Below are 19663 nucleotides of genomic sequence, written 5' to 3'. Positions count from 1 at the left end.
CCTCCGCGCCGGGCGGCGTCAGGCGCCGCCGCCCGGCGTCTCCCCGGCCTCGAGCAGCCGCCGGACCTCCCGCTTCGGCACCTTGCCGTAGCCCGAGCGCGGCAGCTCCGGCCAGACGACGATCCGCGCCGGCCACTTGTAGCGCGCGAGCCGGCCCTCGAGGTGGGCGAGCACCGCCGCCGGCTCGATCGTCGCGCCCGCGCGCGGCACCAGCACGGCGACGCCGCTCTCGCCCCACTTCGGGTCGGGCATGCCGACGACGCAGGCCTCGGCCACCGCCGGGTGGGTCAGCAGCACCTCCTCGACCTCGCGCGGATAGACGTTCGAGCCGCCGGAGATGTACATGTCCGAGGCGCGGCCGGTGATGGTGAGGAAGCCGCGCGCGTCGAGGTGGCCGAGGTCGCCGGTGTGGAACCAGCCGCCGGCGAAGGCCCTGGCGTTGGCCTCCTCGTTCTCGAAGTAGCCGGCGAAGACGGCATTGCCGCGCACGCAGATCTCGCCCGTCTCGCCGGCGGGCAGGGGGCGGTTCTCCGCGTCGAGGATCGCGATCTCGATCCCGGTGCGCGGGTAGCCGCAGGAGCCGACCGGGAAGGCCGGGTCGTCCTCGGCGGTGTGCCATTCGGGCGGCAGCACGGTGATGTTCCCGGTCACCTCGCCGAGCCCGTAGTACTGCACCAGGCACGGGCCGAGCACGCGCAGCGCGTGCTTCTGGTCCTCGCGGTACATCGGCGCGCCGGCGTAGATCACGTGGCGCAGGCTGGAGCGGTCGCGCGTCCCGGCCGTCGGGTCGCGGGCGAGCGCGTTGAGGATGGTCGGCACGGTGAACATGTTGCTCACCCGGTGCGTCTCGATCAGCCGCCAGGCCTCGGCGGTGTCCAGCCGCTCGCCGGGCAGCAGCACCGACTTCGCCCCGCGCGCCACCTGCGCCAGCGCGTGGATGCCGGCGCCGTGCGAGAGCGGGGCGACGACGAGCGAGACGTCGCGCTCCGAGAGGCCAGGCATCAGGTCGGCGATGTGGTTGACGACGACGAAGCCGAGCTGGCCGTGGGTGAGCACCGCCCCCTTGGGCCGGCCGGTGGTGCCGGAGGTGTAGAAGAACCAGGCCGGGTGGTCGCGCTCCGCCTCGGCGGGATGGGTGACCGGCCGCGCCGCGCCCTCGGCGATCAGCGCCTCCCAGTCGAGGCCGTCGCCGCCGATGCCGACCTCCAGCGCGCAGTGGGGGTTGGCCGCGCGCGCCGCGGCGCGGTGGGCGGGGAAGGCGGCGTCGAACAGGTGCGCCCGGGCGCGCGAGGAGGCGGCGAGATAGGCGACCTCCGGCGGGGAGAGGCGGAAATTGGTCGGCACCCAGACGGCGCCGATCAGCCAGCAGGCCCAGACGCTCTCGAACATCGCGTTGGAGTTGCGGGCGTGCACCAGCACGCGGTCGCCGCTGGCGATGCCGCGGGCGCGCAGCGCCCCCGCGGCGGCGGCGGCGCGCGCCGCGGTCTCGGCCCAGGTCCAGGCGCGGTCGCGCCAGACCAGCGCCGGCCGGTCCGGCAGGCGGCGCGCCGTCTGCAGCAGCAGGCTCGCGAGATTGGCCGTCGGGATCATGGCAGCGCTCCTCCCCGCGGCTTGATCTGCCGCCCGGCGCGGCCTATCGCAAGCCGCGACGGGAGGGGGAGGCGCGCATGCGGCTCGCGGGCAAGGTGGCGGTGGTGACGGGCGGCCTCTCCGGCATCGGCGCCGCGATCGCCGAGCGCTTCGCGCGCGAGGGGGCGGCGGTGATCGCCGCCGACATCGGCGCCGCCGCCGAGGCGCTGCCTGCCGGCCACGCCGCCGGGGCGGTCGCGCCGCTCCGCGTGGACGTGGCCGACGAGGGCTCGGTCCGGGCGATGGCCGCGGCCGTGCTCGCGCGCCACGGGCGGGTGGACGTGCTGGTCAACTCGGCCGGGATCGGCCGCGACATCCCCTTCCTCGACACCCCGGTCGAGGTGCTGGACCGCATCTACGCGGTCAATGTCCGCGGCACCTTCCTCTGCGGCCAGGCCTGCGCGCGGGCGATGCGCGAGGCCGGCACGGGCGGCGCCATCCTCAACATCGCCAGCGTCTCCGGGCTGCGCGGCAACAGCGGGCGCGCGGCCTACGGCGCCTCGAAGGGCGCGGTGATCACGCTGACCAAGGTGATGGCGCTCGACCTCGCCGAATACGGCATCCGGGTCAACGCCCTCGCGCCGGGGCCGGTGGAGACGCCGCTGGTGGCGGCGATGCACGTCTCGGCCACGCGCGAGGCCTGGACCCGCGCCGTGCCGATGCGCCGCTACGCCGCGCCGGAGGAGATCGCCGGGGCCGCCCTGTTCCTGTGCGGGCCGGACGCCGGCTACGTCACCGGCCACGTCCTCGCCGTGGACGGCGGCTTCGCCGCCGCCGGCATGGACAGCCGGCCCTTCGCGCCGACCGGCTAGACGCCGCCGGCGCCGGGCGCGAAGCTCGTGCCGCGGCGCGCCGCGCCGGCGGGCCCGCCGGCCGCCGCCATGCCCGCCACAGCAGGGAGCGAACGGGACCGATCATGCGCACCACGCCTTCCGCCGCGACGCGGCGCGGCCTCCTCCTCGGCGCCGCCGGCGCCCTCGCCGCCCCCCACATCGCCCGGGCGCAGACCGGCTACCGCGCCGAGTACAAGCTCTCGGTCGTCGGCAACCGGCCGATCCCGCTCTCGGAGGGGGCGTTCCAGTGGGCCGAGCTGGTCACGCAGCGCTCCGGCGGGCGCATCAACGTCAAGGTCTATCCGGGGAGCCAGCTCGTCGGCGGCGACCAGACGCGCGAACTGGTGGCGATGCGCCAGGGCGTGATCGACATGGCGGTGTTCTCGACCATCAACATCTCGCCGCAGGTGCGCGAGATGAACCTGTTCTCGCTGCCCTGGCTGCTGCAGGACCACCGCGGCTTCGACGCGATCATCAACGGCGAGGTCGGCCAGGAGCTGTTCCGCGTGCTGGAGCGGCGCGAGGTGGTCCCCCTCGCCTGGGGCGAGAACGGCTTCCGCGAGCTGTCCAACAGCAGGCGCGAGGTGCGCCGGCCCGAGGACCTGCGCGGCATGAAGATCCGCTTCGCCGCGGGCACGATCTTCGCCGAGATCTTCACCGCCCTCGGCGCCAACCCGGTGCAGATGACCTTCGCCGACCTGCAGCCCGCGCTCTCCACCGGCGCGGTGGACGGGCAGGAGAACCCGATCAACCTGTTCCTCGCCTTCCGCATGGACACGCTGGCGCAGAAGTACCTGACGATCTGGAACTACGTCGCCGACGCCGGCATCTTCCTGGTGGCGAAGAGCGTGTGGGAGAGCTTCGCCCCCGCCGACCGCGACCTGATCCGCGACTGCGCGCGCGAGGCGGCGCGCAAGCAGATCGAGGCCTCGCGCAAGGGCCTGGGCGAGGGCGGCGACCGCTCCTCGCTCGAGGAGCTGGCGCGGCGCGGCGTGACGGTCACGGCGCTGAGCGACGCCGAGAAGCAGGCCTTCGCCCGCGCCACGCGGCCCGTGTACGACAAGTGGGCGCAGACCGTCGGCACCGATCTCGTGCGCCGGGCCGAGGCCGCGATCCGCGCCGCGCGGGGGTGAGGGGCGGGTGGCGAACGCCGAGCTGGACCCGGGCGGCGAGCACCGCAACCCGCCGACGCGGGTGCCGCTCCGGATCGAGGAGGCGCTGGTCGCCGCCGCGATGGCGGCGATCGCGCTGATCACCGCGGCGAACGTGGCGCTGCGCTACCTGACCGACGTCTCGATCGCCTTCACCGAGGAGTATTCGGTGGCGCTGATGGTGATCGTCGCCCTGCTCGGCACCTCGCTTGCCATGGCCGGCGGGCGGCACATCCGCATCGGCTACCTGGTGGACGGCCTTCCCCCGCCCTGGCGGCGGCGCGCCGAGATGGCGGCGATGGCGCTCGCCGTGCTGTGCTTCGGGCTGATCGCCGGCTACGGCGCGCTGCTCGCCTGGGACGAGTACCGCTTCGAGGTGCTCTCCTCCGGCCTCGGCAACCCGCAGTGGCTCTACACCGGCTGGCTGCCGCTGCTCTCGCTCGCGGTGATCGGCCGGGCGGTGGGGCGGATGGTGCGCCTCGCGCGCGGGCGGGACGGGTAGCGGGCCGTGATCGGCGCGGTCCTGTTCGCCGTCTTCGCCGTGCTTCTGGCCGGCGGGGTGCCGATCGGCGTCGCCCTCGGCCTCGCCGGGGCGCTGGCGATCTGGCTCGCCGACCAGTCGCTGTTCGCGATGCCGACCAACGTCTACGCCGGCATCGCCAAGTACCCGCTGATCGCCATCCCCATGTTCGTGCTGGTCGGCAGCGTGTTCGACCGCACCGGGGTGGCGCTCCGGCTGGTGCGCTTCGCCACCGCCCTGGTCGGGGCGGGGCGCGGGGCGCTCGCCTCGGTCGCGGTGCTGGTGGCGATGGTGATCGGCGGCATCTCCGGCTCCGGCCCGGCGACCTCGGCCGCGGTGGGGCAGGTGGTGACGCGCAGCATGGCGGCGGACGGCTACCCGCGGCCCTTCATCGCCAGCACCGTGGCCGCGGCGGCGGCGACCGACATCCTGATCCCGCCCTCGATCGCCTTCATCATCTACGCCGTGCTGGTGCCGGGCGTCTCGGTGCCGGCGATCTTCATGGCCGGGATGTTCCCGGGGATCCTGGTCGGGCTCGCGATCATCGCGACGGTGGTGGCGATCTCCCTCCTCCGGGACTTCGGCGGCCGGGCGCGGGCCGAGGAGCGGCTGCGGGTCTGGGAGACGTTCCGCGAGGCGTTCTGGGGGCTGCTCGCGCCGGTGATCATCCTCGGCGGCATGCGCATCGGCGCCTTCACCCCGACCGAGGCCGCGGTGATGGCGGTGTTCTACGGCCTGTTCATCGGCTTCGCGGTGTACCGCACGCTCACCCTGCGCGACCTCTACGAGATGCTGGTCGAGGCCGGGGAGCTCTCGGCGGTGATCCTGATCGTGGTGGCGCTGGCGAGCGTGTTCGCCTGGTCCACCAGCACGCTCGGCATCGTGCAGCCCGTCGCGGCCTGGGTCGTGGGGCTGGGGCTCGGCGAGTACGGCACGCTCGCCCTGCTGGCGCTGCTGCTGGTGGTGGTCGGGATGTTCCTCGACGGGATCTCGATCTACCTGATCCTGCTGCCGGTTCTGGTGCCGATCGCCAACGCCTTCGGCTGGGACCTGGTGTGGTTCGGCGTGATCCTGACGATGAAGATCGCGATCGGCCAGGTGACGCCGCCGATGGCCGTGAACCTGATGGTGAGCTGCCGCATCGCCGGCGTGAGCATGGAGAGCACCATCCCCTGGGTGGGCTGGCTGGTGGGGGCGATGCTGGTCGCGCTGGCGCTGGTGATCGCCTTTCCCGCGATCGCGCTGTGGCTGCCGCGGGCGATCGGGATGTAGCGGGGCGGGCGGTCAGCCGCGGGCGAGGCGCCGAATCGCCTCCGCGACGCGCTCCGCCGTCGGCCGCAGCGCGTCCTCGAGCGCCGGCGCGAAGGGCACCGGGGCGCGCGGCGCGCCGAGCCGCCCGACCGCGCGCAGGGCGCCCGGGCCGAGGCGCTCGGTCACGCGCGCCACCACCTCGGCGCCGAAGCCCGCCACCGTCACCGCCTCGTGCACCACGAGCAGGCGGCGGGTGCGGGCCGCGCTAGCCACCACCGCCGCCTCGTCCCACGGCCACAGGCTGCGCAGGTCGATCACCTCGGCGGAGACGCCGCTCCGCTCCGCCGCCGCCTCCACCACCGGCACGGTCGCGGCCCAGGTGACCACCGTCACCTCCTCGCCCGCGCGCGCGATCCGCGCCCTGCCGAACTCGGCCGGCGGCGCGTCCTCGTCCACCTCGCCCTCGGCGGTCCAGAGGTTCTTCGACTCCATCAGCACCACCGGGTCGTCGCAGCGGATCGCCGCCTTCAGCAGCGACGCCGCGTCCTGCGCCGTGCCCGGCGCCGCGACCACCAGGCCGGGGATGTGCACCATCCACGCCTCCAGGCATTGGCTGTGCTGCGCGGCGCTGTTGCGCCACATCCCCCCCGGCATGCGCACCACCAGCGAGGCGCGCCCCTGGCCGCCGAACATGTAGCGCACCTTGGCGATCTGGCTCACCAGCTCGTCCATGGCGCAGAGCGCGAAGTCGGCGATCCGCATCTCGATCACCGGCCGCGTGCCGACCAGCGCCGCGCCGAGGCCCGCGCCCATGATGCAGGCCTCGGAGATCGGGGTGGAGACGATGCGCTCCGGCCCGAATTCCTCGACGAGCCCCTTGTACTGGCCGAAGATGCCGCCGCGGCCGAGGTCCTCGCCCAGCGCCCAGACCGTGGGATCGCGGCGCATCTCGGCGGCGAGGGCGCGGCGCGTCGCCTCGGCGAAGCTCAGGCGGGGCACGGGGCGGGCGCTCCGGTGTCCTGCACGTCGGCGAAGGCGGCCGCCGGGTCGGGCAGGGGCGCGGCGCGCGCGGCCTCGCGGTGCGCGCGCATCTCGGCCTCCGCCTCCGCCTCCAGGGCGGCGATCTCCGCCGCCGCCACCCCGCGCGCGATCAGCGCCTCGGCGAGGCGGCGGATCGGGTCGCGCGCGCGCGCCGCGGCGACCTCCTCGGCCGGGCGGTAGGCGGCGGGGTCGGTGCCGGTGTGGCCCTCCCAGCGGTAGCAGCGCGCATGCAGCAGGCGCGGCCCGGCGCCGGCGCGGATCGCGGCGATCAGGTCGGCGGCGGCGGCGTCCACCGCGAGCGGGTCGGTGCCGTCCACGGCGAGCGCGGGCACGCCGATCGCCTCCGCCCGCGCCGCCGCCCCCGCCCCCGCGGTCGACTCGGCGGTGCGGGTGAAGGCGGCGAAGCCGTTGTCCTCGCAGACGAACAGCACCGGCAGGCGATACAGCGCCGCCCAGTTGAGGCCCTCGAGGAACGGCCCGCGGTTCACCGCGCCGTCGCCGAAGAAGCAGGCGACGACCGCGTCCTGCCGCAGCAGCCTCAGGCCCTGCGCCGCGCCGCAGGCGATCGGGATGCCGGCGCCCACCACGCCGTTGGCGCCGAGCATGCCGACCGCGAAGTCGGCGATGTGCATCGAGCCGCCCTTGCCGCCGCAGGCCCCGCCGGCGCGGCCATACAGCTCGAGCATCATCGCCCGCGCATCCGCCCCCTTGGCGAGCGCGTGCCCGTGCCCGCGGTGGGTGGAGGTGACGCGGTCCTCGCGCCGCAGATGCAGGCAGACGCCGGCGGCGATCGCCTCCTGCCCGATCGAGGCGTGCACCACGCCCGGGGCCTCGCCGGAGCGCATGGCGGCGACCGCCTCGCGCTCGAAGGCGCGGATGCGCAGCATCAGGCGCAGCATCGCGAGGAGCCGCACGGTCTCGTTCGGCGGCGGGCCGCCGGCGGGTGGCGGGGACGGGTCCATGCGCGCGAGCCTCGCGCGGCCGCATGCGGGATGCAAGGGCGCAAGGCCGCGGCGGCCGGGCCCGGCCGCTCACCCCTCGTGCCGGCCGAGGGCGGCGATGCCGTAGAACCGCAGCAGCTCGCGCATCCGCTGGCGCGGCGGCCGCGCGTTGAAGTAGCCGCTGCGGCAGGGGCGCAGCCCGGCGCTGCGGCGCAGGTCCACCATCGCCTCGGCCATCTTCACCGTCGCCGCCAGCGCATCCACCACCGGCACGCCGCCCACCTCGGTCACGCCGTGGCGGGCGAGCAGCACGCAGAGCAGCGCCTCGCCCGGGATGATCGCCTCGCAGCCGCGGGCGATCAGGCCGCGCGCGGCGGAGTGCCGCTCTGCGCGCGGTCGCGCCGCCTACTCGACCAGATCGGGGGCGATGGCGCCGCTGCCGTTCTCGACGAGACGGGTCTCGAAGTCGTCGCAAACCTCGCGCGGGCTCTTCATGCGGAGATAGGCCTCGGTGCAGCGGCTCTGGCCGCCCCGCTCCTCGCGCGGCGCGCGCTCCGGCACGGCCACGCGCGCGCCCGTCTCCGCCGCCACTACGGCTCGGAGGCCGGCGCGACCGCAGCCTGCGACCACCACGTCGCGGGTCTCGCTTCGCATCGGACCCCACTTCGCTCCTCCCCGGATGGGCTCCATCGTGCTTCGGGATCCGGGGCGTGCCGCCGGGCCGTCCTCTCCTCCGCCCTGCCGGGCCGCAGGAGCAGCATCGCCGGGCCGCGTCCGCGACCCTGGCGCCCGCCCGGCCGTGCGCGCTCAGTCCTGGGAGGCGAAATCCGGCATCGTCTCCCGCTCCTCGGCCAGGCTGCGGGCGTGCTCGTTCACCCGCCGGCGGTGGCGGCGCAGGCGCTTGGCGAGGTGCTCGGCCGCCACCTCGAAGGCGCGGTGCGCGTCCGGTCCCTCGCCCCCGGCGCGGATGAACAGGTTGCGGCCGGCCTTGAGGTTGATGTCGCAGGCGACGAAGGCGGCGAGCCGTCCCTTGTGGTCCCGGCTGAAGGTGACGTTCGCCTCGAGCGCGTGGTCGAAGTACTTGCGCGCGATCTGCGCGAGCTCCTCCCGCACCCTGGTCCTCAGCGCCTCGCCCGTGTCCATCTGCTTTCCGGCGATGGTGACATGCATCAGGCCGTGACCTCCTTCCACGCGAAAGAGGGCCGCCCGTGCCGGCACCGACGCCGGGCCGCCCGCGGGCGGCCCGGGAGGGGTTCGGATCAGGCCGGGACGGCCTTCTCCTTCCGGCGCTGCAGCGACGAGGGGATGCCCAGCGCCTCGCGATATTTCGCCACGGTCCGGCGGGCGATGTCCACGCCTTCCTGGCGCAACCTCTCGACGATCGCGTCGTCCGACAGCACCTCGTGCGGTTTCTCACAGGCGATCAGCGCCCGGATGCGCTGGCGCACCGCTTCGGCGCTGTGTGCCGCGCCGCCGGCGGTGCCGGGGATCGCGTTGGTGAAGAAGTACTTGAGCTCGAAGATGCCGCGCGGCGTGGCGATGCGCTTGTTCGCGGCGACGCGGCTGACGGTGCTCTCGTGCAGCCCGACCGCCTCGGCCACGTCGCGGAGCGTCAGCGGGCGCAGGTGCTCGACGCCGTGGCGGAGGAAGCCGTCCTGGCGGCGCACGATCTCGGCGGCGACCTTGAGGATGGTGGCGGCGCGCTGCTCCAGGCTGCGCACCAGCCAGGTGGCGCTGGCCAGGCGGTCGGCGAGGAAGGCCTTCTCCTCCCGCGTCCGCGCGGCGACGACGGCGCGGGCATGGAAGCCGCGCTTGACGAGGAGGCGCGGCATGGTCCCGGGGTTCAGCTCCACCACCCACGCGCCGTCCGGGGCGCGGCGCAGCAGCAGGTCGGGCACGACGGCGGGAGCCGGGGCGAAGTCGAAGCGCGTGCCGGGCTTGGGGTCGAGCCGGCGCAGCTCGGCGATCATCCCGGCGAGGTCCTCGGCGTCCACGCCGCAGAGCCGCATCAGCGCCGCGTGCTCGCGCCGCGCCAGCAGGTCGAGGTGGTCGAGCAGCGTCTCCATCGCCGGGTCGAGCCGGTTCCGCTCGGCGAGCTGCACGGCGAGGCATTCGCGCAGGTTCCGGCAGAACAGCCCGACCGGGTCGAAGCGCTGCATGCGCTGCCGCACCGCCTCGATGCGCGCCGGTTCGCAGCCGAGCGCCGCGGCCAGCGCGCCGAGGTCGGCGTCCAGCCGGCCGGCGGGGTCGAGCAGCGCGATCAGCGCGGTCGCGATCAGCCGGTCCTTCGGATCGGCGAAGGCGAGCCGCGCCTGCTCGGCGAGATGCTCGTGCAGCGGGCGCGGCCCCGCCGGCATCGCCTCGACGCCGCCGAGGTCGTCGTCGGTCTCCGGCGCGCCGCGTCCGCGCGCCGGGACGGCGTCGGGCTCGTAGACGTTGTCCCACTCGGCGATGTCGAGCGGCGCCGCGGCCTCCGCCGGCAGGGCCTCGGACAGCGCGGCGGCGTGGGCGTCGGGCGGCGCCTCCGCCGCGGCGGGCGGCAGCGGATCGAGCCCGCGCCCCGCCTCCGGATCGGGCAGGTCGGGCCGCTCGTCGCGCTCGAGCAGCGGGTTGCGCTCCAGCTCCTCCTCGACGAAGGCGGCGACCTCGAGGTTGGAGGACTGCAGCAGCTTGATCGCCTGCCGCAGCTGCGGCGTCATGACCAGCGACTGGGCCTGCCGGAGTTCGAGCCTCGGACCGAGCGCCATGGCGGGGCAGCCTAGAGGCTGAACCGTTCCCCGAGGTAAACGCGCCGCACCCCCTCGTGCGCGACGATGTCGCGCGGGGTGCCCTCCATCAGCACCTGGCCGTCATGCAGGATGTAGGCGCGGTCGATGATCTCGAGCGTCTCGCGCACGTTGTGGTCGGTGATCAGCACACCGATGCCGCGGTCCTTGAGGTGCCGCACCAGGTCGCGGATCTCGCCGACCGCGATCGGGTCTATGCCGGCGAGCGGCTCGTCGAGCAGGATGTAGGAGGGGTGGGTGGCGAGGGCGCGGGCGATCTCGCAGCGCCGCCGCTCGCCGCCCGAGAGCGCAAGCGCCGGGGCGCGGCGCAGATGGGCGATCCCGAACTCGGCGAGCAGCGCGTCCAGCATCTGCTCGCGCCGTTCGCGGATCGGCTCGACCACCTCGAGCGCGGCGCGGATGTTGTCCTCGACGTTGAGGCCGCGGAAGATCGAGGCCTCCTGCGGCAGGTAGCCGAGGCCGAGCCTGGCGCGGCGGTACATCGGCAGCAGCGTGACGTCGTGCCCGTCGAGGATCACCTGGCCCTCGTCGGGCTGCACGAGGCCGGTGATCATGTAGAAGGTGGTGGTCTTGCCGGCGCCGTTGGGCCCGAGCAGGCCGACCGCCTCGCCGCGGCGCAGGTGGATCGAGACGTTCCGCACCACCGGGCGCTTGCGGTAGCGCTTGCCGAGGCCGATCGCGAACAGGCCGGACGCCGGGGGCGCGGCCGGCGCCGCGCCGCCGCCCGGGACGACGCGCAGCGAACGGCCGTGCGGCGGAAGCGGCTCGCTCACCGCGCGCATCCCGCGCCCTGCTGCGGCTGTTGCGGCTGCGGCCGCGGCTCCGCCGCGTCCTGCTGCGGCACGATCAGGCCGCGCACCCGCTCGCCGAGCAGCCGCGCCGTGCCGGCGCGCAGGTCCACCAGCGCCTCCTGGCCCTCCACGTGGTTGTCGCCCCGGGTGATGCGGACATTCCCGACCAACCGGGCGCGGCCGTCCACCGGGCTGTACACCCCGCGCTCGCCGCGCACGACCTCGGTCGCGGTGCGGATCTCGACGTGGCCGAAGGCCTCGACCTTCTCGAGCCGGCTGCCCTCGCCCGGCACCGCGGCGCCCGGCCCGCCGCCCGCGGGGCCGGCCGGCGCCGCGCCTCCCCCGGACGCCGCCGGGCGCTCCGCGGCGAAGTAGCCGACCAGCGTGTCGGCGGCGACGCAGCGCCCGTCGCTGCTCTCGACCTGCGCCCCGCCGCGCGCCACCGCCATGCGCCGCTGCGGCCAGTACTCCAGCGAATCGCGCGCGGTGATGGTCTGCTGCGGCGTCACGAGCCGGAGGTTGCGGCCCGAGAGCACCATCACCGCCTGGTCCATGTCGTAGACCGCGCGCTCGCCGGTGGCGCGGTCGGTGGCGGTGGAGATGCGGACATTGCCCTCCGCCTCCAGGCGCCAGATCTCGTTGGCCTGCTGGGGCGGGGGGGGGGGGGCGCCGGCGGCCGCGCGCGCCCCCCCCCGCGGCCGGTAGCGCGCGATCAGCCGGTCGGCCTCCACGGTCACGCCGCCGCGCACCGCGCGCGCGTCGCCGCGGGCGATCACGACCTGCTCGGCCTGGCGCCACTCGATGCCGTCCCGCGCCGTCACCTCGATCGGCCCGCCCCGGCTGAGGTCGAGGTCCTGCGCGCGGACCGCCGGGACCGTGCCGGGGACGGCGAGCAGCAGGCAGCACGCCGCCGCCAAGACGGCGGCGCCGGCCCGCGACCGTATCGCTCGCCTCACGGCGTCCCGCTCTCCCCTTCGAGCACGGCGCGGGAGCGGCCGGTCACCTCGACCACGGCGCCGCGGTCGCGGAGGCGGAAGCCCTCGCCCACGAGGGTGCCGAAGGGGCCCTGCGCCGCGACCGGCGCGTCGCCCTGCGCCGCGCCCTCCGCGAGCGCGATCGCCGCGTGCTCGGTGGTCAGCATCGTGCCGTTGTCGTGGTAGAGGGTCACTTGGCCGTCCAGGTCGAGACGGCCACGCTCCTTGCTGTAGCGCCCCTGGCGCGCCTCCAGCAGCAGCCAGGCGCCGTCCTCGAGCAGGATGTCGGCGCGCGGCGCCTCGAGGGTGAGCACGTCCTCGTCGCCGTTCTGGACCGCGAGCTCGGCGGTGACGGTGAAGGGGCGGCTGCGCTCGTCCACCCCCTGGTAGCGCGGCCGCAGCACGCTCATCGCGTCCGGCCGCAGGCCGAGGCCGCGCACGCCGATGCGCAGGCGGTTGTCCTCGCGCGCATATTCCGACCACAGCGCGATGCTGAGCAGCAGGGCGACGCCGAGCAGCGGCAGGATCCGCTTCGCCCAGCGCAGCAGGAAGGCGCGCCGCGCCATCTGGCGCGCGGTCGGGATGCGGCGCTCGCGCGAGGGCGGCGGGATCGTCCGGCGCCCCGCCGCGACCGCGGCGGCGCCGCCGCGGGCGGGCGGCGGGCGCTGCGCCAGGGCGCCGCCCGGGCCGGCGCCGGCCTCCGCGGGAGCCATCGTCACGCCACCCCCGCGCGCAGCAGGTCGTGCACGTGCAGGATGCCGACCGGGCGCCCGTCGCCGTCCACCACGAACAGCACGGTGATGGCGCGCTCGTTCATCATCCGCAGCGCCTCGGCGGCGAGCTGGTCGGGGGCCACGGTGCGCGGCGTGCGGGTCATCACCTCCCCCGCGCTGCGCGCGAGCAGCGCGGCCCCGCCGTCCGCATCGAGCGCCCGGCGCAGGTCGCCGTCGGTGATCACGCCGACCAGCCGTCCGCTCCCGCCGACGATGCCGAGCACGCCGAAGCGCTTCGCGGTCATCGCCACGATCGCGGCGTCCATGCGCGTCTCCGGCGGGGCGAGCGGCATCTCCTCGCCGGTGTGCATCAGCTCGCGCACGCGCCGGAGCCGCATGCCGAGCCGCCCGCCGGGGTGGAAGACGCGGAAGTCCGCCGCGGTGAAGCCCCGCCGGGTCAGCAGCGCCACCGCCAGCGCGTCGCCGAGCGCCATCTGCATGGTCGTGCTGGTGGTGGGGGCGAGGCCCATCGGGCACGCCTCCGGCACGTCGGGCAGCACCAGCGCGACGTCGGCGGCGCGGGCGAGCGCGCTCTCCGCCCGCCCGGTGATGCCGACGAGGGGCAGGCCGAAGCGGCGGGAATGCTGGACCAGGTCGGCGAGCTCCGGCGTCTCGCCCGAGTTCGAGAGCGCGAGCACCGCGTCGCCGGGCACGATCATGCCGAGATCGCCGTGCGAGGCCTCGGCCGGATGGACGAACAGCGCCGGCGTGCCGGTGGAGGCCAGGGTCGCCGCGATCTTGCGCGCCACGTGCCCCGACTTGCCCATGCCGGAGACCACCACGCGCCCGGTGGCGCCGGCGAGCAGCGCGACGGCGCGGGCGAAGCGGTCGTCGAGCGCGGCGGCGAGGGCGGCGAGCGCCTCCGATTCGGTGGCGAGGACGCGGCGCGCGGCCTCCAGGTCCGGATGCGGGGAGAGCGGTGCGTTCACGCATCCTGTATGGAGCCGCGGCGACGGGGGGTCAACGCGCGGCTGGACCCGCCCGACAAGAAACGTGCCATGCGCCGGGGCGCCCGCTCCCGCCGCCTCCGCCGGCCGCCCGGGATGCGGCGGCGCCCTCAGTGGGCGAGGATGTCCGGCTCCTCGTAGCCGAGCAGGTCGAGCTCGGCGCGCGCGGGCAGGAAACGGAACACCGCCTCCGCCAGCTCGCGCCGGCCCTCGCGCTCGAGCAGTCCCTCGAGCTTGGCCCACAGCGCGTGCAGGTGGAGCACGTCGGCCGCGGCGTAGGCGAGCTGCTCCGGCGTCAGCTCGGGCGCGCCCCAGTCCGAGCTCTGCTGCTGCTTGGAGAGCTCGACGCCGAGCAGCTCCTTGCACAGGTCCTTGAGCCCGTGGCGGTCGGTGAAGGTGCGGGTGAGCTTGGCCGCGACCTTGGTGCAGCGCAGCGGCGCCGCCGTCACGCCGAGCGCGTGGCGCAGCACCGCGAGGTCGAAGCGCGCGAAGTGGAACAGCTTGGTGCGCGCGGGGTCGGCCAGCAGCCGCTTGAGGTTCGGGCAGTCGTAGCCGCGCCCGCCGAGCGCCTCCGGGACGAGCTGGACCAGATGCGCCACGCCGTCGCCGGCCGAGAGCTGCACCAGGCAGAGCCGGTCGCGGTGCGGGTTGAGGCCCATCGTCTCGGTGTCCACCGCGACCACGGGGCCGAGGTCGAGGCCCTCGGGGAGGTCGTTGCGGTGCAGCCTGATGGTCGCCTGCGCCATGAAGAGGGTGGTTCCCACGGCGGGACCTCCGTGCCGGTCACCGGCCGGTCCGGGCGAGCGGCCGGCCCGTCGGCGCCACGGTCAGGGGAGGGGGGATGGTGCCCAGGAGAAGACTCGAACTTCCACGGCCTCGCGGCCACAGGTACCTGAAACCTGCGCGTCTACCAATTCCGCCACCTGGGCATGTCTGGGCGGCAGGGCGGGCGATGTAACGGCGCGCCGTGGCGCCGTCAAGAATGTAGGAGGCGCGGCGGCGTCGGCAAGCGGAGCGCCGGCGAGCGGCGCTCAGACCGCGAGGCTGTGCCGCCGCCGGGAGGCCGCCGCCCCGCCCGGGTCGAGCCGGGCGTCGAAGCAGGCGGCGACGTGGCGCAGGAAGCGGCGGCCGCGCTCGGTCACCCGCAGCCAGCGCCCGCCCTGCTCGAGCCGCACCAGGCCGTCGCCGGCGAGCGGCGCGAGCCGCGCCGCGGCCGTCGCCATGATCGCGTCCGGCACGCCGGTCAGGTCGAGGGCGAGGTCGCACATCACCCGCTCGATCAGCCGCGCCCGCTCGAGGTCCTCGGGGGTGAGCGCGAGCCCCCGGGCGACCGGCAGCCGCCCGGCGCCGACCAGGTCGAGCCAGCGCCGCTCGTCGCTTGCGTTCTGCGCGTAGAAGGCGGGCAGGCGGGAGATGGCGGAGGCGCCGAGGCCGAGCAGGACCGGCGCGTCGTCGGTGGTGTACCCTTGGAAATTCCGCCGCAGGCGCCCCGCCCGCGCCGCCTCGGCCATCGGGTCGTCCGGGCGCGCGAAATGGTCGAGGCCGATCGGCTCGTAGCCCGCCGCGCGCAGCACCCGCTCGGCGGCCTCGGCCTGCTCGAGCCGGGCGAGGGGGCCGGGCAGGGCGGCCTCGTCCAGCGCCTGCTGGTGCGGCTTCATCCAGGGGACGTGGGCGTAGCCGAACACCGCCACGCGGTCGGCGCCGAGCGCGGCGACGAAGGCGGCGCTGGCGGCGACATGGTCCGCGGTCTGGCCGGGCAGGCCGTAGATCAGGTCGCAATTGATCCGGGCGATGCCGGCGGCGCGCAGGCGCCGCACCGCGGCCTCGACGAGGGCGGCCGGCTGCTCGCGCCCGATGCGCGCCTGCACCTCGGGCGCGATGTCCTGCACGCCGAGGCTGGCGCGGCGGAACCCCGCGGCGGCGAGGGCGTCGGCGTCGGCGGCGCCCAGCGCGCGGGGATCGAGCTCGATCGCGAGCTCGGCGCCGGCGGCGAAGCCGAAGCGCTGGCGCAGGTCGGCGACCAGCCCGACCAGGGCGGGAACGCCGATCGCGGTCGGCGTGCCGCCGCCGAAGTGGAGCGCGGTGACGGGGCCGCACGCGGCGGGCAGCGCCTCGGCGAGCAGCGCCGCCTCGGCGCGCAGCGCCGCGGCGTAGCGGGCGAGGCGGAGCGGATTGCGCGTGACCGCGGTGTGGCAGCCGCAATACCAGCACAGCGCCCGGCAGAACGGGACGTGCACGTAGAGCGACAGGGCATCGCCCGGAGCGACGGCGCCGAGGCGCTCGCGCCACTCCTGCTCGGCGAGCGGGGCGAAATGCGGCGCGGTGGGGTAGGAGGTGTAGCGCGGCAGGTTCGCCGTGGCGAAGCGAAGCAGGCGGTCCGGCGAGAGCGGCGGCGCGTCGGGCATGGCCTTGCTCAACTATACTCGGGCGCCCTGCGGCACCTTGCGGCAGATCAAGCGGGCCAGGCCGCGGGGCCGCCCCGCGCCCGCGGCCGCCGCCCGGCCTGCGCCGGCGTGCGCGGAGGGCGTGCCGTCCCGGCGCGATATTCCACCCCCGGCGCGGGAAGGGTATGCTGCGCCGGAGGCCGGCGTCACGTCAGCAGGAGGGGGTCCGCGGCGGTGTCCTTGACCATCGACCAGGCGCCTCGCCTGCTCTCCATCGCCTCGCCGCTCGGCGACGGGGTGCTGGTGCTGCGCCGCCTGACGGTGCACGAGGCGATCGGCCGGCCCTTCCTGATCGAGGCCGAGGCGATCTCGGAGAACGACTCCCTCACCCTCGGCGACCTGATCGGCCAGGCGATCACCTGCACCGTGCGGCAGGGCGAGACGGTGCGCGCCTTCCATGGCATCGTGCGCGCCTTCGGCCGCGCCGGCAGCTACGGCCGGGGCCTCACCGCCTACCGGATCGAGGCGGTGCCGGAGCTGTGGACCCTCTCGCGCACCGCGGACTGCCGCATCTTCCAGGAGAAGTCGGTCAAGCAGATCGTCGAGACGGTGCTCGCCGAGGCCGGCCTGAGCGCGACCTTCCTCGGCTCGCCGCCGACCGCGCCGCGGCCCTATTGCGTGCAGTACAACGAGACCGATCTCGACTTCGTCCAGCGGCTGCTCGACGAGGTCGGCTGCGGCTACTTCTTCGAGCACGCCGAGGGCAGCCACGCCCTGAAGATCACCTCCGCCAACGCCGACTTCCCGCTCGCCCCCTGCGGGCCGCTGGTCCACCGCCCCAACGGCGACACCTTCGATTCGGTCGTCGCCTGGGCGCCGCGCGGCGACCGCCGGCCGGGCAAGGTGCTGCTCAAGGACTACGACCAGATGGCGCCGGACTCGCTGCTCGAGGCCGCGGCGGGCACGGTGCTCAAGGGCGCGCAGAGCACCGGCGGCGAGCTGTTCCTCTGGCCCGGCGGCCAGGCCGTGCGGCCGGACGCCGACGTGGCGCGGCTGCTGATGGAGACCGAGGAGGCGCAGGCGAGCCTGGTGGAGGCGACGCTCCGCGAGCCGCGCGTGTTCGCCGGCTCGCGCGTCAAGATCAAGCCGACCGAGGAGGGGGGCGAGGTCACCTGGCTCGTCACCGCGGCGCGGCACGAGGCCTTCGACGAGACGCAGCTCGCCGGCGGCGGCGGCGCGGGCTACAGCTGCGCGGTGACGCTGATGGACCCGGCCACGCCGTGGCGCAACCCCGCGCCGCGGCCGCGGCCGCGCATGCCCGGGCTGCAGAGCGCGATCGTCACCGGCCCGCCGGGCGAGGAGATCTACGTGGACAAGCAGGGACGCATCAAGGTGCAGTTCCTGTGGGACCGCGAGGGCAAGCGCGACGAGAAGACGAGCTGCTGGATCCGGGTGATGCAGCCCGTCGCCGGCGCCTGGGGCGGCACCTGGTTCCTGCCGCGCATCGGCGACGAGGTGATCGTCGGCTATCTCGACGACGACCCCGACAAGCCGATCGTCGTCGGCTCCGCCTATCACGGCGAGGTGGTGCCGCCCTTCGGGGCGCTGCCCTCCAGCATGAACAAGGGCGGCCTCGCCACCCGCTCGACCAAGGGCGGCGGCGCGGACAACGCCAACATCCTCCGCTTCGACGACACCAGGGGCAGCGAGGAGCTTTACGTCCAGGCCGAGAAGGACCTGAACGTGCTGGTCAAGAACGACCGCACCGAGACGGTGAAGGGCAGCCACACCGAGACCGTCACCAAGGACCGCTCGGTGACGGTCGAGCAGGGGAACCAGAGCCTCGTCGTCTCCAAGGGGGACATGGAGACCAGGGTCGAGATGGGGAACCAGAGCGTGGTGATCTCCATGGGCAACCAGGACACCAGGCTCGATCTCGGCAAGGCGACGACCGAGGCGATGCAGAGCATCGAGCTGAAGGTGGGGCAGTCCTCCGTCCGGATCGACCAGACCGGCGTCACCATCAAAGGGCTGACGATCACCATCGAGGGCACGACGACGGCCGAGGTGAAGTCGCCGATGACCCAGGTGAAGGGCGACGGGATGCTGATCCTCAAGGGCGGCATCGCCATGATCAACTAGGACCGGGCGGTGGGCGCGACCCTTGCCAAGCTGGCCGTCCCGCTGGCGCCGCTGCTCCCGCGGCTGGAGCTCGACGCCGAGGGGGCCGCGCTGCTCGACGGCGCCGCCGACGCCGCCCAGGGGGTCGAGCGGCTGGCCGCCGCGCGGCGGATGCCGGAGGCGATGCGCCTCATCGCCCACGCCCTGCCCAAGCGCGAGGCGGTATGGTGGGCCTGCATGTGCGCCCGCGCGGTGCCCGATCCCGCCCTGCCCCCGCCCGATCGCGCCGCGCTCGAGGCCGCGGAGCGCTGGGTGCGCCGCCCGGACGAGGCCAGCCGCCGCGCGGCGGAGGCGGCGGCGCAGCAGACCCGGTTCCGCTCGCCGGAGGCCTGGGCGGCGATGGGCGCCTTCTGGTCCGGCGGCTCGATGGCCCCGCCGGGCCAGCCGGCGGTGCCGCCGGCCGAGCACCTGACCGGGGTCGCGGTCGCCGGCTCGGTGGTGCTCTCGGCGGTGCGCCTCAGGCCGGAGCGCCAGGACGCCCGCTTCGAGCGCTTCCTCGCCTCCGCGCGCGACATCGCCGCCGGCGGCGCCGGCCGCATCCCGCCGGAGGAGGGCTGAGATGGGCCTGCCGGCGGCGCGCGTCACCGACATGCATGTCTGCCCGCTGTTCAACGGGCCGGTGCCGCATGTCGGCGGGCCGGTCCTGCCGCCGGGGGGTGTGACGGTGCTGATCGGCGGCCTGCCGGCGGCGCGGGTCTCGGACCTGGCGCTCTGCGTCGGCCCGCCCGATGCGATCGCGCTGGGCAGCCTCACCACCCTGATCGGCGGCCTGCCGGCGGCGCGGATGGGCGACCTCACCGCGCACGGCGGGACGATCATGGTCGGCATGCCCACGGTGCTGATAGGCTGAGGCCATGCCCCTCCTGCTCTCCGTGCTGCGCTGCCCCGAAGCCGCCGTGCCGGAGCAGCGGCGCGTGGCCGGCGGCGACTACACGATCGGCCGCGGCGCCGACTGCGACTGGGTGCTGCCGGACCCGGAGGGGATCCTGTCGCGGCGGCATTGCGTGCTGGAGTTCCGCTCCGGCGGCTGGCAGGTGCGCGACCTCTCCACCAACGGCACCTTCGTCAACCACGCCGCCGAGCCGATCGGCCGCGACCGGGTGAAGCCGGTCGAGGACGGCGACCGGCTGCGCCTCGGCGGCTACGAGATCGAGCTGCGGATCGAGCAGGATGGCGCCGGCGCCGGGGCGGCGTGGGAGGGCGCCGCCGCCGGGCCCGGCTGGGCGGCGCAGGACGCGGCGGCGGACCCGGGCTGGGACCCGCTCGCGCCGCCGCGGCCCGCGGCCGGCGCCCCGCCGGCGCTGCCCGACGACTTCGACCCGTTCGCCGAGGATCCCTCGCCCATGCCGGACCACCGGCCCTCGGTCGAGGACGTGTTCGTCCCTCCGCGCGCGATCCCGGCCGCGGGGGCGCTCCCCGCGCTCGACGACTGGGACCTCTCGCCGCCTCCGGCGGGGACGG

The 19663-nt window shown here is 75.4% G+C and carries 21 protein-coding genes and 1 tRNA gene; 8 read left to right on the top strand and 14 right to left on the bottom strand.

What is annotated here, in order from left to right; translation table 11 throughout:
* Positions 1-18: 18 nt before the first annotated feature.
* Positions 19-1590, bottom strand: coding sequence for an acyl-CoA synthetase (locus K1J50_RS14035; protein ID WP_220118384.1), 1572 nt, complete (start codon positions 1588-1590; stop codon positions 19-21).
* A 77-nt stretch (positions 1591-1667) separates the two neighbouring features.
* Here K1J50_RS14035 and K1J50_RS14030 point away from each other — a divergent pair, with 77 nt between their 5' ends.
* The 4 genes from K1J50_RS14030 (at position 1668) to K1J50_RS14015 (ending at position 5405) form a co-directional block, all read left to right on the top strand.
* Positions 1668-2441, top strand: a complete 774-nt coding sequence (locus tag K1J50_RS14030; RefSeq protein ID WP_220118383.1) for an SDR family NAD(P)-dependent oxidoreductase — start codon at positions 1668-1670, stop codon at positions 2439-2441.
* A 104-nt stretch (positions 2442-2545) separates the two neighbouring features.
* Positions 2546-3595, top strand: a complete 1050-nt coding sequence (locus K1J50_RS14025) for a DctP family TRAP transporter solute-binding subunit (protein WP_220118381.1) — start codon at positions 2546-2548, stop codon at positions 3593-3595.
* A 7-nt stretch (positions 3596-3602) separates the two neighbouring features.
* Positions 3603-4115 (top strand): TRAP transporter small permease, encoded by a 513-nt coding sequence (locus tag K1J50_RS14020; RefSeq protein ID WP_369413607.1) that lies wholly within the window; start codon positions 3603-3605, stop codon positions 4113-4115.
* Positions 4116-4121: 6 nt separating this feature from the next.
* Positions 4122-5405 carry a TRAP transporter large permease gene (locus K1J50_RS14015; protein WP_220118379.1) on the top strand — a complete coding sequence of 428 codons (1284 nt, stop codon included), beginning with the start codon at positions 4122-4124 and terminating at the stop codon, positions 5403-5405.
* A gap of 12 nt (positions 5406-5417) precedes the next feature.
* Here K1J50_RS14015 and K1J50_RS14010 read toward each other — a convergent pair whose 3' ends face one another.
* The 13 genes from K1J50_RS14010 to hemN form a co-directional block, all read right to left on the bottom strand.
* Positions 5418-6383 (bottom strand): alpha-ketoacid dehydrogenase subunit beta, encoded by a 966-nt coding sequence (locus K1J50_RS14010; RefSeq protein WP_220118378.1) that lies wholly within the window; start codon positions 6381-6383, stop codon positions 5418-5420.
* Complete coding sequence (locus K1J50_RS14005; RefSeq protein WP_220118377.1) at positions 6371-7387, bottom strand: thiamine pyrophosphate-dependent dehydrogenase E1 component subunit alpha; 1017 nt, start codon at positions 7385-7387, stop codon at positions 6371-6373. The genes K1J50_RS14010 and K1J50_RS14005 overlap by 13 nt, the downstream gene beginning before the upstream one ends.
* Positions 7388-7456: 69 nt before the next feature.
* A complete protein-coding gene (locus tag K1J50_RS14000) occupies positions 7457-7678 on the bottom strand; it encodes a hypothetical protein (protein ID WP_220118376.1) in 222 nt (73 codons plus the stop codon).
* A 93-nt stretch (positions 7679-7771) separates the two neighbouring features.
* On the bottom strand, positions 7772-8020 hold the full coding sequence (locus tag K1J50_RS13995; RefSeq protein WP_220118375.1) for a hypothetical protein: 249 nt from the start codon (positions 8018-8020) through the stop codon (positions 7772-7774).
* Between the two features lie 153 nt (positions 8021-8173).
* The gene (gene hpf / locus K1J50_RS13990) at positions 8174-8536 is read right to left on the bottom strand and encodes a ribosome hibernation-promoting factor, HPF/YfiA family (protein WP_220118373.1); all 363 of its coding nucleotides are present in this window, start codon (positions 8534-8536) and stop codon (positions 8174-8176) included.
* Positions 8537-8625: 89 nt separating this feature from the next.
* Entirely contained in the window at positions 8626-10113 is a 1488-nt protein-coding gene (gene rpoN, locus K1J50_RS13985; RefSeq protein ID WP_220118371.1) for an RNA polymerase factor sigma-54, read from the bottom strand.
* 11 nt (positions 10114-10124) lie between these two features.
* Positions 10125-10892 (bottom strand): LPS export ABC transporter ATP-binding protein, encoded by a 768-nt coding sequence (gene lptB / locus K1J50_RS13980; RefSeq protein ID WP_220118394.1) that lies wholly within the window; start codon positions 10890-10892, stop codon positions 10125-10127.
* A gap of 29 nt (positions 10893-10921) precedes the next feature.
* Positions 10922-11899 carry an LptA/OstA family protein gene (locus tag K1J50_RS13975; RefSeq protein WP_369413606.1) on the bottom strand — a complete coding sequence of 326 codons (978 nt, stop codon included), beginning with the start codon at positions 11897-11899 and terminating at the stop codon, positions 10922-10924.
* Entirely contained in the window at positions 11896-12630 is a 735-nt protein-coding gene (gene lptC / locus K1J50_RS13970; RefSeq protein ID WP_220118369.1) for an LPS export ABC transporter periplasmic protein LptC, read from the bottom strand. Before lptC ends, K1J50_RS13975 begins: the two co-directional genes overlap by 4 nt.
* Positions 12631-12632: 2 nt before the next feature.
* On the bottom strand, positions 12633-13619 hold the full coding sequence (locus tag K1J50_RS13965) for a KpsF/GutQ family sugar-phosphate isomerase (protein ID WP_220118367.1): 987 nt from the start codon (positions 13617-13619) through the stop codon (positions 12633-12635).
* Between the two features lie 128 nt (positions 13620-13747).
* Positions 13748-14383 (bottom strand): ribonuclease D, encoded by a 636-nt coding sequence (locus K1J50_RS13960; protein ID WP_220118392.1) that lies wholly within the window; start codon positions 14381-14383, stop codon positions 13748-13750.
* A gap of 96 nt (positions 14384-14479) precedes the next feature.
* A tRNA-Leu gene (locus K1J50_RS13955) sits at positions 14480-14566 on the bottom strand.
* Positions 14567-14668: 102 nt separating this feature from the next.
* Positions 14669-16042 carry an oxygen-independent coproporphyrinogen III oxidase gene (gene hemN / locus K1J50_RS13950; RefSeq protein WP_220118365.1) on the bottom strand — a complete coding sequence of 458 codons (1374 nt, stop codon included), beginning with the start codon at positions 16040-16042 and terminating at the stop codon, positions 14669-14671.
* 213 nt (positions 16043-16255) lie between these two features.
* Here hemN and K1J50_RS13945 point away from each other — a divergent pair, with 213 nt between their 5' ends.
* From K1J50_RS13945 to K1J50_RS13930, 4 genes are all read left to right on the top strand, one after another.
* Positions 16256-18163, top strand: coding sequence for a type VI secretion system Vgr family protein (locus K1J50_RS13945; RefSeq protein WP_220118363.1), 1908 nt, complete (start codon positions 16256-16258; stop codon positions 18161-18163).
* Positions 18164-18172: 9 nt separating this feature from the next.
* A complete protein-coding gene (locus K1J50_RS13940) occupies positions 18173-18760 on the top strand; it encodes a DUF6931 family protein (RefSeq protein WP_220118361.1) in 588 nt (195 codons plus the stop codon).
* A 1-nt stretch (position 18761) separates the two neighbouring features.
* Positions 18762-19052, top strand: coding sequence for a PAAR domain-containing protein (locus K1J50_RS13935; RefSeq protein WP_220118359.1), 291 nt, complete (start codon positions 18762-18764; stop codon positions 19050-19052).
* Between the two features lie 4 nt (positions 19053-19056).
* Positions 19057-19663 (top strand): type VI secretion system-associated FHA domain protein (locus K1J50_RS13930; protein ID WP_220118358.1); only part of this gene is annotated, 607 nt, incomplete at its 3' end.

Origin of the sequence: Caldovatus aquaticus, from assembly GCF_019458025.1 — a bacterium.
In the GTDB taxonomy this organism is placed as follows: Bacteria; Pseudomonadota; Alphaproteobacteria; order Acetobacterales; family Acetobacteraceae; genus Caldovatus; species Caldovatus aquaticus.
Note: the sequence above shows the minus strand (reverse complement) of the source record. Positions and strands in the feature narration are given on the sequence as shown.

Excerpts from the sequence above, each read along its gene's own strand:
- K1J50_RS13935 (WP_220118359.1), top strand. The coding sequence starts at position 18,762 with ATGGGCCTGCCGGCGGCGCGCGTCACCGACATGCATGTCTGCCCGCTG.
- K1J50_RS14005 (WP_220118377.1), bottom strand. The coding sequence starts at position 7,387 with ATGGACCCGTCCCCGCCACCCGCCGGCGGCCCGCCGCCGAACGAGACC.
- rpoN (WP_220118371.1), bottom strand. The coding sequence starts at position 10,113 with ATGGCGCTCGGTCCGAGGCTCGAACTCCGGCAGGCCCAGTCGCTGGTC.
- lptC (WP_220118369.1), bottom strand. The coding sequence starts at position 12,630 with ATGGCTCCCGCGGAGGCCGGCGCCGGCCCGGGCGGCGCCCTGGCGCAG.
- hemN (WP_220118365.1), bottom strand. The coding sequence starts at position 16,042 with ATGCCCGACGCGCCGCCGCTCTCGCCGGACCGCCTGCTTCGCTTCGCC.
- K1J50_RS13960 (WP_220118392.1), bottom strand. The coding sequence starts at position 14,383 with ATGGCGCAGGCGACCATCAGGCTGCACCGCAACGACCTCCCCGAGGGC.
- K1J50_RS14035 (WP_220118384.1), bottom strand. The coding sequence starts at position 1,590 with ATGATCCCGACGGCCAATCTCGCGAGCCTGCTGCTGCAGACGGCGCGC.
- K1J50_RS13995 (WP_220118375.1), bottom strand. The coding sequence starts at position 8,020 with ATGCGAAGCGAGACCCGCGACGTGGTGGTCGCAGGCTGCGGTCGCGCC.
- K1J50_RS14030 (WP_220118383.1), top strand. The coding sequence starts at position 1,668 with ATGCGGCTCGCGGGCAAGGTGGCGGTGGTGACGGGCGGCCTCTCCGGC.
- hpf (WP_220118373.1), bottom strand. The coding sequence starts at position 8,536 with ATGCATGTCACCATCGCCGGAAAGCAGATGGACACGGGCGAGGCGCTG.
- K1J50_RS14025 (WP_220118381.1), top strand. The coding sequence starts at position 2,546 with ATGCGCACCACGCCTTCCGCCGCGACGCGGCGCGGCCTCCTCCTCGGC.